Raw genomic sequence first — 15,734 nt, 5'->3', positions numbered from 1 at the left:
CGTTAATTAAAATAATCACTTGAAGATGAGTTTTTGTCGTTATTTCGATGCGCTGAATTACGTTATCTGAACAGTTATAACATTGAGATTTAAACAACACCTTATTCGGTTTGTTTTTTGCTTATGCCTTGCTTACAGTTTATTGGATGTCATGAGGTTGGCTGATTTTAGAGATTTTTTGCAGTTGAAGTTAAGGAGGGGAGTTCGTGCAAGCTAATAAAAATGCCGCTCAGGTTAAGTGAGCGGCATTATTCATTCTCGGCACAAATAGGAGCAAACCTGCGAGTTAAAGTTTACCTTGACGATAAATATTCACTAATGCATTACTTGATGCGTCTAACTCTGTTGCATCTTGCTTAGCACCAATTCGCTCGAGTACATCATTGCCTAGCTGTTTACCGAGCTCAACACCCCATTGATCAAATGAGTTTATTTGCCATATTGCACCTTGTACGAATGTACGGTGTTCGTATAGCGCAATTAACGCACCTAACGTTGTAGGGGTTAGCTTGTCCATCAATAAGGTATTGCTTGGCTTATTGCCTGACATGACTTTATGTTTGGCGATAAGCGCTTTTTCTTGATCATCAAGCTTACTGCTACCTAGCTCAGATAATGCTTCATCATAAGTACGCCCTTGCATTAATGCTTGGGTTTGACCAAAGCAGTTTGATGCAAGTTGATCATGATGCTCGCCCAAAGGATTATGGCTTTGCAGTGGCATAATAAAGTCAGCAGGAATTAATGCCGTACCTTGGTGTAGCAACTGGTGATAGGCGTGTTGACCATTGGTCCCTTCGCCGCCCCAAATAACAGGGCCAGTACTGTAATCTACATCGCTACCATCAAGAGTGACAGACTTACCGTTACTTTCCATATCTAGCTGTTGGAAGTAGGCGGGTAAACCACGTAAATAATGGTCATAGGTTAAAATTACATGTGATTGAGCACCATGGAAATTACCATATAACACAGATAACATCGCCATGATGACAGGCATATTTTGTGCTAACGGAGCCGATGCAAAGTGTTCATCCATTTGATGAGCACCATCGAGCAAGGCTTTGAAGTTATCCATGCCGACAAGTAACGCAATAGGCAAACCAATTGCAGACCATAATGAGTAACGGCCACCAACCCAATCCCACATTGGGAAAATGTTGTTTGCATCCATACCGAAATCAGTCGCTTTAGCTACGTTAGATGTTACCGCGACAAAGTGTTGAGCAATGTCTTGCTGCGTTGCACCTTGTGCTAAAAACCACTCTTTTGCGCTTAATGTATTTGTTAGCGTCTCTTGAGTGCCAAATGACTTAGATGACATAACAAATAACGTGGTTTCGGCATTTAAGCCTTTAAGCTTCTCACAAATGGATGATGCATCAACGTTGGCAACAAAGTGGCAATTAAGCCCCGCTAGCCAATATGGTCTTAGTGCTTGAGAGACTATCTTCGGCCCAAGAAATGATCCGCCAATGCCAATACTCACAATGTCAGTAATTGATTTGCCGGTATAGCCTTTCCATTGACCCGATTGCACTGATTCAACAAATCCAGCCATCTTACTCAAGGTTTGCTGCACTTCGGGTACGATATCCGCGCCTTCAGCTATGATTTTTTGATCAGCTTTGCTTCTAAGCGCGGTGTGCAATACTGAGCGCTGCTCAGTATTGTTAATCACGTCGCCTTTAAACATCGCGGTAATTTTTTCGCTTAAGTTTGCTTCATTCGCCAGTGAAAAAAGTAGCTCAAGTGTGTCATCGTTGATACGGTTTTTAGAATAATCTAAAAATAGTCCACATGCTTTAACACTCATTTGCTCGAAACGTTGTGGGTTTTGAGCAAAGAGTTCACGCATATGGGGCAACTGGCTTGTATGAGCCTGTAATGCTTTCCACGTCGTACTTTGAGTGAGTTTAGTCACGAGTAAAATCTCCAACTAGCTTAATTTGGTTTTTAACATCACTTCTAGTTTGCCTTGGTCAATAGCAAAGTTACGAATACCTTCGGCCAATTTGTCTACGGCCATTGGATCTTCGTTAAATGCCCAGCGGAACTGTTCTTCAGTTAATGCTGTTGGTGCTGCAACGGTTGATGTTGTAGCAACAAGCTTACGGCTAATCGTTACATCACTATTTGCCAATTCTTCTAAAAGTGCAGGGCCAATGGTTAAGCGATCACAACCAGCCAGCTCAATAATTTCACCGATGTTTCTAAAGCTTGCACCCATCACAACTGTGTTGTAACCGTGTTGCTTGTAGTAGTCATAGATTTCTGTCACAGAAACAACACCAGGGTCGGTTTGAGCGGTGTAATCTTGACCAGTGTCTTTCTTATACCAATCTAAAATACGACCAACAAAAGGAGAAATAAGATAAACACCGGCTTCAGCACAGGCTCTTGCTTGGGCAAAGCTAAATAGTAAAGTTAAGTTACAGTTAATACCTTCTTGTTCTAGCTCTTTTGCTGCGCAAATGCCTTCCCAAGTTGAAGCCAATTTAATTAAAATGCGAGATTTGTCGATACCCGCTTCTTTGTATAGCTTGATTAGCTTATGCGCTTTATCAATTGAACGTTGTTTATCAAAAGACAGACGAGCATCAACTTCTGTAGAAATACGGCCTGGTACTATTTTTAAAATTTCAACACCGATATTTACCGCGAGCTTATCACCGGCATCTTCAATTTGTTGATCGATATTGCTGCTCTGTGTTTTAGACCATGCAATGGCATCATCAATAAGCGGTGCATATTCCGGGATTTGAGATGCTTTTAAGATTAATGATGGGTTGGTGGTCGCATCTTCAGGCTGATAACGCTTTATTGCTTCTATGTCGCCGGTATCAGCAACGATGGTAGTGAATGATTTGAGTTGCGCGAGTGTGTTAGCCATGAAAATTTCCTCTCGGTAAGCAATTAATATAGAACTATATCTTTATTAGAAGCGATTTTAAGGATTATTCCAACTTAATTTGTAAAAAAATTACGAAATAACCCCTGTTTTTCGCTCGATTACGGCTGATATTGTTGCTAAATAGACAGAATTGGTTAACCAAATAGAAAGGGGCTTGCAACTCAATCACTGCAACGTCAGTGGATATCACTGTTTTACGAAATTTAGGTTGTTCTGAAAATAAAAAAGCCGCTGCAAGCAGCGACCTTTAAAGTGTAGCGTAATATTGTAACTATTAACGCATTACTGGACGTTTTTCAGTACCAGTAACAATCGCTTCGATGCGACGGTTTACACGGTTAGCTTCAGCTGAGCTACCTTGCATAACTGGTTTAGTTACGCCATAACCCATAGAGCTGATACGAGTACTGTTGATACCGTACTTAGTATTTAATGAGTTTGCAACGGCTACTGCACGACGCTCTGAAAGCTTCATGTTGTAAGCAGCTTTACCTACGTTAGACGCGTGGCCTTCGATAGATACAGTGTGCTGTGGGTATTTAGTTAAGTGGTCTGCTAGTTTTTCTAAATCAGCAAATGAACCGGCACGGATTTCAGCTGAATCATTAGCAAATAAAATGCCACCTAAGTCATACTTAGTAGTAACGTTTTCGTAAACAGTACAACCAGTAGCATCAACTTTATGAGTCATTGGTGTGTCTGGACACTTGTCGATGTTGTTTGTTACACCGTCTTTGTCAGCATCACCAGGAGCGGCAACAACAGCAGCTACAACAGGAGCCGCGGCAACAGGAGCGGCAGCAGCAGTACCGAAGCGATAGCTTAATGCTAATCCCCAGTAGTTACTGTCCATTTGTAAATTGTTTAATACCTTAGCGTCCATGTTTTCATAACGACGGTATTTTGCTTGAAGCTTAAGATTGTCAGTAAAGTTATAACCAACACCAGCGCCAAGGAATAAAGCAATTCCTGAGTCGCTTAAATTCACGCCGTTAAATTTCTGGTCGTTTTCTAGGATATAGCTGTAGGTACCTACTTCTGATGAAAGGCTCCATTTGTCAGCTATAGGATGAAAACCTACGATACCAACGCTAACACCTGAAGCGCCAACATCATATTTGCGGTTATCATTACCAGTCCAATCAGCGTTACCTAAATCACGGTAACCTAATTCAATGCCGATATATTCATTAAATAAGTAACCACCAAACACATCCCAAGCATATGGGTCATCGTCACCACATGTTAGTGCGTTGTCGCAATTTTGTTGATAATCGTTAATACCTAAACCACCACCAACATACCAAGGCGTTAGGCCTTCAGCTGCAGAAGCTGCGAAAGGTAACATAGAGGTGAGTAATACTACTTTTAATGTGTTCTTCATCATATTTTTTAGTCCATTGTTATTTTACTCCACCATACATGCATGTAACGGAGTTGTTATGGTCATGCATTACTGACACTTAGCGTGGTGATTCTTTGTAATATAGTCAGCGGCGCAATTATGGGCTGTAATTAGATGTTTTTCCATAGTAAAAAGGATTAATATTTTGTAATGGTGAATTAAAAACCACAGTTGAAATGATGATGTTGAAACGAAAAACCAAATAAAAACAATTGGTAACGATGATTGTTTAGAATCTCGGGTGATTGAAAAATAATTGTAAATATCGTCTTTATTTTTAATAAGTTACTCAAAGACACCTTAATTTATCGATATCTTTGGTATTTGTAAAAAAAAATACGCCATTAAGGCGTATTTTTATTAGTAATAAAGACTCAAATTAACGCGTCCAAACCCAGTTTTCAATTTCTTCAGGATCTACACCGTTAGCTTTAATGTAGTTCTTATGGTCAACCAGACGTTGCAACATGTCGGTAGTGATGGTCACATGTTGTGATTCATCAATTACGCCTTGCTGGAACAATTTGTACGCCATATCGATAACTAAGTGGTAGCGAGATGTTCCGTTACGTACACCCATATCAAATGGTGTTGTTGTTGAACCTTCTTCTTCATAACCTTTAATGCGGAAACGACGGTTACCTTTATAGTCAAATACTAACTTTTTGATGGTATTTGGATATCCATGGTAGTTAAAGACAACGCCTTTATCTTCAGTGAATACTTCATCCATCATCCAAGGTTTGCTTTGGAACTCAAGGCTGCCTAAGCCACTGCTGTGTAGCTCTGATACACTGACGAAACGGATACGTACACGTGGTAATATTTCACGAATGAGTACCAGTGAAGCCATACATTCTTGAGTCGCGTAATCACCGCAGCCTGCTAAAACAACATCAGGATTATTATCAGATGCAAAATCCCACACCATCATGCCGTCTTTCGCTTGCTTACGGGCTTCATCAAGTGACAACCATTGTGGTAGTGACTTTTTACCCGCAACAATGATGTTCAATTTATCACGATCGGCATACGCTTTTTCGGTATAAACTAAGGTGCTGTTAGCATCTGCTGGTAAATAAGCAGAGATAATGTTTGGGTGCTTCTCAAGCATAGCGCCTAGGAAAGACGGATTTTGGTGAGAATAACCGTTGTGATCTTGACGTTCTAGTAACGAAGACAGTACCACGTTACAGGCTGGAATTGGCTTACGGAAATGGATGTCTTGGCTAGCATGCACATACTTACAGTATTGGTCAGCCATTGAAGATACAACTTGAGAGAACGCCTCATAAGTTGGGAACATACCGTGACGGCCTGTTACTGTGTATCCGTGTAGCATACCAAAAAGTAAGTTTTCAGATAGCAACTCAATGACACGACCGTCGCGAGACATATCTTCATCCCAGCTCTCAATTGGCCACTGCCAAGCGCGGTCTGTTTCTTCAAATACAGCTTGTAACTGGTTTGAGTAAGTTTCGTCAGGGCTGAAGATACGCAAGTTGCGTTGATCGCGGTTTAGTTTGAATGCATCACGCATCCATTGACCCATTTTTAACATTGAGAAACCACGTTGACCACGAGGGGTTTCTGCACCATAACCTAATTTAGTTAAATCAGGGTTAGCGAGTGCACGCACTACTTCACCACCGTAGCTTAGACGTTGACGGCCACAGCATAAGTCTTTTGGCGGTACTAATGATAAAATGTCTTTATCAAATACTAATTCGCCATCAGCGGTAGTTTGCACTAGTTCATCAAACTTATAGCTTGCTAACCATTGATCAAGTGCATCTAAATGACCTTTGTCGGTTGCACAGTTATTGACGATAACTTGGTGAGATTCGCAGTTACCTTCAAGCTTTTTACCTGCATATTCAGAAGTACCGGTCCAACCTTTCGCAGTTCTCATTAAGATAACTGGCCAGCGTGGCTTAACAACATCTTCGCCAGAACGAGCACGACGTTGAATATCGGTAATCATGTCATAAGATAAATCCATCGCAGCGATCATCTGTTCATAGATGTCGGCTTCTAGTTCATCGTCAACAATGATTGGGTGGTAACCAAGACCACGGAATTCTAAATCAAGTTCTTCATGGCTCATACGACCCATACGAGTAGGACCTGAAATTTTGTAACCGTTGATATGAACGATAGGTAGAACTGCGCCGTTATGCTCAGGAGAGACTAAACGGTTTGCATACCAAGATGCCGCGAGTGGGCCAGTTTCTGCTTCGCCATCACCAATTAAACAGGCTGCGATAAGGTTAGGGTTATCGAGTACAGAACCCCAAGCGACAGACAATGAATAACCTAGTTCTCCACCTTCAAGGATTTGTCCAGGGGCTTCTGGGTTAGCGTGTGATGGGTAACCATATGCCGCGGAGAATTTTTTACAGATATCTTCGATGCCTGTTTCTGTAAACGGGATCGTATCTGGATAAAAATGGCTTAAAGAGCCTTCCATAAATAAGTTTGCTTGAACAGCAGGGAAGCCGTGACCAGGACCAACAAGGTAAATGAATTCACGATTATGTTTAACAATAAGGCGGTTAACGTTAGCGTAGACAAAGTTGATACCAGGACATGTTCCCCAGTGCCCAAGAAGGCGAGGTTTAATGTCTGTATGCTGTAAAGAACGTTTGTAAAGTACGTTTTGCTTTAGATAAATTTGTGAAGTAGCAAGGAAGTTAGTTGCTCTTACATATTTTTTTAGCGCTGTGATCTCATTTGAGTTAGTCATAGTGACCTCGATTAAAAGTGAAAATATTTAATTAACTTTCTTGGAGAACACTTTATTCGTAATTTAGTTACAATAATGTGGCCTTTATCTAACTTTTGAGTAATGAATTTGATGTTAGATCGCACTTTTAACCATTACCGGGCTAACTGCTTGAAATTTAGTAACGATTTATCGACGCTTTATGAATAGAGCATTAATAACAGAAATGTTAAAGTGTGACTGGGGTCACTTGCGGTCTTTTGTTTTATTTGTGTTATCTGAACGTATCATTTACTTAAATAAAATATTTGGTAGGTAACATGCTTTTAGCATTCAAGATCCTCACAAAACAATCCCTATGAATATGCATCCTTTAGCTTTTATAATGACTAATTAATGTTGATATTTTTAAACGGTAAAACGTTTAACGCAAAACAGTTTGCACAATGACGTGCCCAGTCTGTTTATGACGAGATTAATATTCGGGTCTAAACCTGAAATAAAAAATAACCTTATAACGGGGAAGATAAAACAATATGGCAATGTTAGAAACGATTGTTAATTTCATGAACAGTTTGCTTTGGGGCAAATTGTTAGTTTATGGGCTGGTGGGTGCAGGTCTGTTTTTTACTATTCGCCTGGGCTTTATACAGATAACCCATTTTGTTCATGGTATCAAAGTGTTGGCCATAAGCCGTCGCCCAGGTAAGCACGGGCTGTCATCATTTCAGGTTTTCTGTACCAGCATGGCTGCACGTGTCGGTGCCGGTAATATGGCCGGTGTTGCGGTTGCCATTGGCACCGCAGGTCCTGGCGCAGTATTTTGGATGTGGGCTATTGCCGTCTTGGGTATGGCTACGGCTATGATTGAGTCAACACTGGCACAGGTTTATAAAGTTAAAGATGGCGACGGACAATATCGTGGCGGTCCAGCTTATTATATGGAAAAAGGCTTAGGTCAACGTTGGATGGGTGTGTTGTTCTCGTTCTTCTTAATCTTAGCCTTTGGTTTAGTGTTTAATGCCGTACAAGCCAATACCATTACCGGTGCGATGACTCAAGTATTTGGGTTCGAACCCATCTATGTTGGTATCGGCATTGTGATATGCAGTGCATTTGTGATTGTTGGTGGGTTAAAGAAAGTCGCTAAAGCCTCTGAGTTAATCGTACCCGTGATGGCAATTGCATATATTGCTATCGCTTTCGTCGTCGTTGCGATGAATATTGAAAAACTGCCAGATGTATTTATGCTCGTGATAAACAGTGCATTTGGTTGGCAAGAAGCCGCTGCTGGTGGTATTGCCTATAGTGTTGCTCAAGCAATGCAAGCCGGTATTGCACGAGGCCTGTTCTCAAATGAGGCGGGCATGGGCAGTGCGGCAAACGTTGCAGCAAGTGCTTCACCAAATCCTAATCACCCAGCGTCACAAGGTTTTGTGCAAATGATGGGGGTGTTTGTAGACACTATCGTGATTTGTACCGCTACCGCGGCAATTATTTTACTTTCTGGTGATTCCGCCGCAGGTTCTGACGGTATCGCAAAAACCATTAGTGCATTAACAAGCCATGTTGGCGATTGGGGTGGGGCATTTATTGCTTTTGCTATTTTGTTGTTTTGTTTCACATCGATTATTGCTAATTACTCATACGCTGAAACTAACGTAATGTTTTTGTCTGGTAACAGCAAAAAAGCCTTACCTGCGTTCCGTTTAGTGGTTTTGGCCATGGTGATGTTCGGTTCTATGGCAAAAATTAGCTTAGTCTGGGATTTAGCGGATGTCTCAATGGGTTTGATGGCGATTGTTAACTTAGTGGCATTAGTTTTGTTATCTGGTTTAGCGGTAAGAGTGATTAATGATTATCGTGAGCAAATCGATGCAGGCATTGACCCTAAGTTTGACACCAGTAAATTCCCTGAATTAGCCGATCAGTTAGAAGAAAAAATTTGGCCGAGTTCTGCTGACGCGGTTAAAAAATAATATTTACCTATTAAGGTAATCGAAAAAACCATGCTACTTCGGCATGGTTTTTTTATGTCAGTTCAGTATCATAAAGCCATGATTTTATTTGGAGTACACTTATGCTGGTTTTAATCTCACCTGCTAAAACATTGGATTTCGACAATCCTCCCATCACCAATACGTTTACTCAAGCGACTTTGTTGAAGCAAAGTCAAGAATTGATCGACGTGTGTCGAGAGTTAACGCCAATGGACATTGCCAGCTTAATGAAAGTGAGCGACAACATTGCCGGATTAAACGCCGCACGCTTTGCCGACTGGCAGCCTCCCTTTACGTTAAAAAATGCCAAGCAGGCTATTTTTGCTTTCAGAGGGGATGTTTACACCGGATTTGATGCTGACCATTTATCTGATCCACAAATTCATGCGAGCCAAAAACATTTGCGAATTTTGTCTGGTTTGTACGGTTTGCTTAAACCTCTGGATTTAATTCAACCGTATCGCCTAGAAATGGGCACCAAGTTGGCAAACCCTCAAGGCAATAATCTTTATAATTTTTGGGGCGAAACCATTACTGAAGAAGTTAATAAAGCATTAAAAGAGCAGGGTGACGATATTATTGTTAACTTAGCATCGAATGAGTATTTTAAATCTATTAAGGTTAAACAACTCGCTGGGCAGCTAATTACACCTGTATTTAAAGATTGTAAAAATGGCCAATTTAAAGTGATCAGTTTTTATGCCAAAAAAGCCCGTGGCTTGATGGCCCGCTATATCGTAGATAAGCAACCTAAAAGCATTGAGCAGTTAACTCAGTTTGATCTTGAAGGGTACTACTACAACAAAGCGCTATCCACTCCGACAGAGCCCGTGTTTTTACGCGATGAACAAAAATAAGCTGAGCTTTCTACCTTGTAATCTATGTTCATTCAGTGCAAATAGACAACAAAAAGCCCTTAGTTAAACGTTAACTAAGGGCTTTTTCATTGATGTCGTTAACTCATTATGTGCTTATACCATTTCCATTAATTATGTGACCAATCAGAGTCACTCAGACTGTTCAGTTTGAGGCGCATTGTTGAAATAATGGTTATTCCCTTCTAAGACAATGCAACAAAGAAATGGACGGTCTGAGTGTCTCCTGCAAGGCGGGTTTCTGTGCCTTCTATGCTGCTTAATAGCATTTTGACGTAGAGCAACTATGCCTTCAATCCTATTACTTGCCTAGAAGACACAGAACTCCCGCTGAATGACCAGATAATTAGTGGAATTGGTATTAATGCTGAGTTTCTTTTTGCTTAATTGGTCTTAAGTCAATTTCTGACTGTGCCATCATATAAGCAAACTGAGCATATGCCGCTGCACTTTGCGCGAGCTTTTTAGGATCAATTTTATCCAGAGTATCATTCGGCGTGTGATGATAATCAAAATAGTCGGTACCATCTTGATTGAGTGATGCAACAGGTACACCGAGTGCTGGCATAATGGACACATCAGGCCCACCGGATGCTTCATTATTACCTAATTGCACGCCAAATAACGTCATCGCCGAGTGCTCTTGTTTCACTTGCTCAAAGGTATCTGGATTAACGTTAAAATCGATTTTATACACAGGACCTGCGCCAAAGTCAGACTCAGCTGCTATATAGTGTTTATCTAACTCATCAGCATGTTGTTCTGCATACGCTTTAGCACCCACAATACCAACTTCTTCGGCGGCAAATAACACCACTCTAATTGTGCGGGCCGGTTTTTGTGGTAAGTCTAAAATCAGTTTAGCCGCCGTGGTGACAATGGCGACACCAGCACCATCATCAATTGCGCCCGTGCCTTCATCCCATGAATCTAAATGTGCACCAATTAGCACGATTTCATCAGGTTTAGTGCTACCGGTTACTTCGGCAATCACGTTATAAGATGTCGCTATGCCTTGGTTTTCAGAAGTCATATTTAATGACAACACGATATTAGGATCGCGCTTTAGCATGGCATTAATTAAATTTGCATCAGGATTAGACATGGCCGCAGCAGGAATTTTTGGGATCCCTTCTTCATAACGCATCATGCCTGTGTGAGCCATTCTGTCATGATCAGTACCAATCGAGCGGATCACAATGGCCACTGCGCCTTTTTCAGCCGCCGCCACCGCACCACGTGAACGTCCGCCAACACTTTCGCCGTAACCTTTACCTGAAATATGACGTTCAGTTTTATGATCGATAAATACTATTTTGCCTTCTATACGACCTGGAGAGGCATTTTGCAGTTCTTCTAGGCTTTCAAAACGCACGATAGAGGCTTGAATACCATTAACTGGCGTAGCGACACTGCCGCCAAGCGCCGTAACCACTAACGGTTGTTCATAAGGTGACACGATACTGGCATGGGCTGAGCCGCGTGACCAAGCAGGCACTTGTACCGACTCTTTATAAACTTTATCGAACCCCATTAGCCAAAGCTTTTCCATGGCCCAATCGACAGCGACGATATCTTTATCGGTTCCAGCTAATCGAGGTCCAACTTCTACGGTAAGCGATTCAACAATGTCGTAGCTTAAACGTGACGATAACGCCTGCTTAGCTAATTGTTGGCTAATTTGAGCATCATCGGAGTTATTAATCACCAATGTTGGTGTTGTGGTTCTAACTGGCGAAATGGTTTGACAGCCAACCAATGCGACAAAAATGGCGCCGACGAGGCTTGCCGTTTGAAAGTGTTTCATGAGTTTCCTTTGATTATTTTAGCTAAGTCTCACTTTTTACAACAATCTACCAAAAAGTGTGCTTTATGTCCCGACTCTATTTGTAAGGGAACGCTATATTAGTGCGGGGTTAGATTTAGGAGAACATACTCGTGATGAATATAGAAAAAATGCAGCATCAAGCAGATCATGCAGTAGTGTTGCTAAAAGCATTAGCAAATGAACGTAGATTGTTTATTTTGTGCCACCTTCTTAATGAGGGTGAAATGTGTGTCGGAGAAATGAACAAAAAATTGGGATTGAGCCAGTCGGCCTTATCTCAACATTTAGCATGGCTTCGAAAAGATAATTTAGTGTGTACTAGGAAAGAAGCACAGACCGTTTTTTATTCATTAAAGAGTGATGAGGTAAAAGAGCTGATCCAAGTGCTAAATAATATGTATTGCCATTAATATCATCTCACGAACGTCTTAATGAATTACTCATTAAGACGTTTCGCGTTTATGCGTGAGCAAGATCCTATCAATTTTTACCCGTCCTTTAATCATATCTATGTGTACGCTATCCACTCAAAACGTCAGTGAACGGTGCTTATATCAGTATCAACCAAGACGCTAACTCAGTATTGACTTCATTCTGTCACTCAAATCAACAACATTGATAATTTCTATTCGTTCAATCAACGTATACATCATTGAATAACGCAAGGATGAAACTGGCTGGTTGTAGCTAATTGTAAAAGGGAAGGTTCGTAATGCGTAAATTGCGGTTACATATTTTAGATGGGGAATTTAAGATATAAAAAAACCGGCCTAAGCCGGTTTTTTAAAATCTTAAATCGTAAGAGTTAAGCAACTAGTGCTTTGATTCTTGCGTTTAAGCGTGCCTTTTGACGAGCAGCTTTATTCTTGTGAATAAGGCCTTTAGTCGCCATACGGTCAACAATTGGTTGTGCAGTAGCGAATGCTTCTGTAGCCGCTTTATGGTCACCACTTTTGATAGCAGCGATGACTTTTTTAACGTATGTACGTAACATAGAGCGACGACTAGCGTTATGCTGGCGACGCTTTTCAGACTGAAGCGCGCGCTTCTTTGCAGACTTGCTATTAGCCAAGGTGCAACTCCTAAAAACTGGATTTGATACTTTTAAAGGCCGAGGAATATGCCTGTTTTTCGTCGTCTTGTCAACGACTACAATTGAATATTTATCATAAAGATAAATTAATCCAACCTAGCATGCCTATCTTCAACCCAACTCGTGTAATATGTGGCGCAATTCTACCAGCTCTTGTGCCTGTGTGACAGAGCTAGAATCGAATATTTATATAAATCCCATCAATTTTGTTAGAAGTGACCGTAAGTCTGGGGGCTGTTTGAGCAAAAAATTATTTAAATCAGGTCTGATTGTGAGTGTTATGACACTGATTTCGCGAGTATTAGGTTTAGTTCGCGACGTGGTGATTGCTAATTTAATGGGTGCAGGTAGCAGTGCTGATGTATTTTTCTTTGCCAATAAAATCCCTAATTTTTTAAGGCGCTTATTTGCCGAAGGTGCTTTTGCTCAAGCTTTTGTGCCTGTGTTAACCGAATATCAAGAAAAAATGACACCAGAAGACACACGCGAGTTGATCGGTAAGGTCGCGGGTACCTTAGGTGTGTTGGTTACCATTGTGACTTTGTTTGGTGTTATTTGTTCACCTGTCTTGGCGGCGTTGTTTGGTGGCGGCTGGTTTTTAGACTGGTTAAATGACGGCCCTAATGCGGAAAAGTTCGAGTTAGCATCATTAATGCTAAAAATTACCTTTCCTTATCTTTGGTTTATTACCTTTACTGCTTTGGCCGGTTCCATATTAAATACTCGAGGCCGGTTTGCGGTGTCGGCATTTACTCCCGTGTTCTTAAATGTCGCGATTATTGCTGTTGCGATGTGGTATGCACATACGCTTGAAAACCCAGAAATAGGTTTAGCGTGGGGCGTATTTGCGGGTGGCTTGATACAGTTTTTGTTCCAAATTCCTTTCTTGATCAGAGAGAAAGCGTTAGTTAAACCTTCTTGGGGTTGGCACCATCCTGGTGTAGTAAAAATCAGAACGCTAATGATCCCCGCGCTGTTTGGCGTGTCGGTTTCGCAAATTAATTTATTGTTTGATACCTTTATCGCCAGTTTTTTAATGACAGGTTCAATTAGTTGGTTGTATTACGCAGACCGATTACTAGAGTTTCCGTTGGGGCTATTTGGTATTGCCATTGCGACCGTCATTCTGCCAGCGTTATCACAAAAGCATGTGAATGCAGAGGGTAGCGGTTTTAATCAAACAATGGATTGGGGCGTTAAAGCCATCATGCTGTTAGGCGCACCGGCGATGTTGGGGTTAATTATTTTAGCCAAACCCATGTTGATGGTGCTGTTTATGCGCGGCGCATTTACGATTAATGATGTTGAAATGGCGTCATACAGTTTAGTGGCTTATGGCTGTGGCTTGCTTAGCTTTATGATGATTAAGGTGTTAGCGCCAGGTTATTACTCACGCCAAGACACCAAAACACCCGTTAAATACGGCATCATTGCCATGGTAAGTAATATGGTGTTTAACCTCATTTTTGCCATTCCATTTGGTTATGTTGGCTTAGCCATTGCGACATCAATGTCTGCATTATTAAATGCTGGGTTACTCTATCGCGGCTTACACCGTGCTGGGGTATATAAAATGACTCGCCAAACTTTATTTTTTACCGGTAAAGTCATTATTTCAACAGCATTTATGACAGCGGCCATCCTTTATTTTATGCCGCAAGTCAGTGAATGGCTTGAGTGGCAGACGTTTGAACGTATGATGATGTTAATTGAACTTATTGTAGGCGGCGCACTCGTTTACTTGTTGAGTTTATTGATGCTTGGCGTTCGTCCTTGGAAAATTAAACGCAGTGCATAAATAGCGACACTCACTCAGTGACGTAAATTAACATTCAAACAATGGTAGATGCGCCAAAATGGCGTTAATAAACTGAGCTGTAAACTCGCATCTAACATTGGTTTGGGTATATAATCTGCCGATTTACAATTGGCAGTTATTGAGTGCAATGGAATTAATCCGCGGTATACACAATATTTTACCTTCTCATCATGGTTGCGTTTTAACCATTGGGAATTTTGACGGTGTCCATCGTGGCCATGCGCAGGTGATAAGCAATTTAGTTAATAAAGCGCGTCATTTTCAACTGCCTGCTACGTTAATGACTTTTGAGCCTCAGCCTCAAGAACGTTTTCGTGGTGCAGATGCTCCGGCTCGTTTAAGTCTTTTACGCGATAAAATTAGGTTACTTGACGAGCTCAAAGTTGATCAGTTGTTGTGTATAAATTTTACTGCCGCGTTTGCCAATCAACCAGCAGAAGCCTTTATTGAAGACTTACTGGTTAAAAAACTGGGTGTTAAGTACCTGGTTGTCGGTGATGACTTTTGTTTTGGCCGAGGCCGGGCTGGCAATTTTAACATGCTGGTTGAGGCGGGTAAAAAGTTTGGTTTTACCGTTGTTAGTACTCAAAGTTTTATGGTGGGATCGCTAAGGGTGAGTTCTACTGCCGTTCGAGAGCACCTTGCACTTGGGCATTTAGAGCAAGCAAGACGCTTATTAGGGCATCCATTCATATTAAGTGGCCGTGTTGCTCATGGGCAAAAATTGGGCCGCACGATTGGGTTCCCTACGGCAAATATTGCGTTAAAGAGAAATGTGGTTCCGGTGCGCGGCGTGTTTGCTGTGCGTTTATATTGGGATGGCAGTGATGTATATGAAGGCGTTGCCAATGTGGGTTTTAGACCGACAGTGAATGGGCAAACCTGTAGATTAGAAGTCCATTTGTTTGATTTTTCCGGTGACTTATACGGCAAACGAGTGGAAGTAGAATTAGTAGCAAAAATCCGTGATGAACAACCTTTTGAATCATTGGATGCGCTAAAAAAACAAATTTTAAATGATGCGAACGAAGCTCGCGCTTTGTTTAGCAACGATGCTAGCTGAAACTAATCAGCT

The 15,734-nt window shown here is 41.3% G+C and carries 11 protein-coding genes; 5 read left to right on the top strand and 6 right to left on the bottom strand.

All coding sequences use genetic code 11. The annotated features are described in order from the left end of the window. Positions 1–286: 286 nt before the first annotated feature. From pgi to ACROAE_RS02105, 4 genes are all read right to left on the bottom strand, one after another. Entirely contained in the window at positions 287–1,924 is a 1,638-nt protein-coding gene (gene pgi, locus ACROAE_RS02120; protein ID WP_432399286.1) for a glucose-6-phosphate isomerase, read from the bottom strand. A 15-nt stretch (positions 1,925–1,939) separates the two neighbouring features. Beyond that, positions 1,940–2,893 (bottom strand): transaldolase, encoded by a 954-nt coding sequence (tal, locus tag ACROAE_RS02115; protein WP_432399285.1) that lies wholly within the window; start codon positions 2,891–2,893, stop codon positions 1,940–1,942. A gap of 295 nt (positions 2,894–3,188) precedes the next feature. Continuing rightward, complete coding sequence (locus tag ACROAE_RS02110) at positions 3,189–4,301, bottom strand: OmpA family protein (RefSeq protein WP_432399284.1); 1,113 nt, start codon at positions 4,299–4,301, stop codon at positions 3,189–3,191. Between the two features lie 397 nt (positions 4,302–4,698). Continuing rightward, positions 4,699–7,065, bottom strand: a complete 2,367-nt coding sequence (locus tag ACROAE_RS02105) for a phosphoketolase family protein (protein WP_432399283.1) — start codon at positions 7,063–7,065, stop codon at positions 4,699–4,701. A 521-nt stretch (positions 7,066–7,586) separates the two neighbouring features. Between ACROAE_RS02105 and ACROAE_RS02100 the strand changes: the two genes are divergently transcribed. After that, positions 7,587–9,023, top strand: a complete 1,437-nt coding sequence (locus tag ACROAE_RS02100) for an alanine/glycine:cation symporter family protein (protein ID WP_432399498.1) — start codon at positions 7,587–7,589, stop codon at positions 9,021–9,023. Between the two features lie 101 nt (positions 9,024–9,124). After that, positions 9,125–9,901, top strand: a complete 777-nt coding sequence (gene yaaA, locus ACROAE_RS02095; protein WP_432399282.1) for a peroxide stress protein YaaA — start codon at positions 9,125–9,127, stop codon at positions 9,899–9,901. Between the two features lie 379 nt (positions 9,902–10,280). On the opposite strand, the gene ACROAE_RS02090 is transcribed toward yaaA, so the two are convergent. Beyond that, complete coding sequence (locus ACROAE_RS02090) at positions 10,281–11,726, bottom strand: M20/M25/M40 family metallo-hydrolase (RefSeq protein WP_432399281.1); 1,446 nt, start codon at positions 11,724–11,726, stop codon at positions 10,281–10,283. A 134-nt stretch (positions 11,727–11,860) separates the two neighbouring features. Here ACROAE_RS02090 and ACROAE_RS02085 point away from each other — a divergent pair, with 134 nt between their 5' ends. Next, complete coding sequence (locus tag ACROAE_RS02085; RefSeq protein WP_160053136.1) at positions 11,861–12,157, top strand: ArsR/SmtB family transcription factor; 297 nt, start codon at positions 11,861–11,863, stop codon at positions 12,155–12,157. A 395-nt stretch (positions 12,158–12,552) separates the two neighbouring features. On the opposite strand, the gene rpsT is transcribed toward ACROAE_RS02085, so the two are convergent. Continuing rightward, on the bottom strand, positions 12,553–12,819 hold the full coding sequence (rpsT, locus tag ACROAE_RS02080) for a 30S ribosomal protein S20 (protein WP_160053085.1): 267 nt from the start codon (positions 12,817–12,819) through the stop codon (positions 12,553–12,555). Between the two features lie 259 nt (positions 12,820–13,078). On the opposite strand from rpsT, the gene murJ reads away from it, so the two are divergent. Continuing rightward, complete coding sequence (murJ, locus tag ACROAE_RS02075) at positions 13,079–14,638, top strand: murein biosynthesis integral membrane protein MurJ (protein WP_432399280.1); 1,560 nt, start codon at positions 13,079–13,081, stop codon at positions 14,636–14,638. A gap of 148 nt (positions 14,639–14,786) precedes the next feature. After that, entirely contained in the window at positions 14,787–15,722 is a 936-nt protein-coding gene (gene ribF, locus ACROAE_RS02070) for a bifunctional riboflavin kinase/FAD synthetase (protein WP_432399278.1), read from the top strand. The last annotated feature ends 12 nt before the right edge of the window (positions 15,723–15,734 follow it).

Origin of the sequence: Shewanella sp. MF05960 (genome assembly GCF_050849305.1) — a bacterium.
Taxonomy (GTDB): Bacteria; Pseudomonadota; Gammaproteobacteria; order Enterobacterales; family Shewanellaceae; genus Shewanella.
This window is presented reverse-complemented; position numbering and strand designations above follow the sequence as displayed.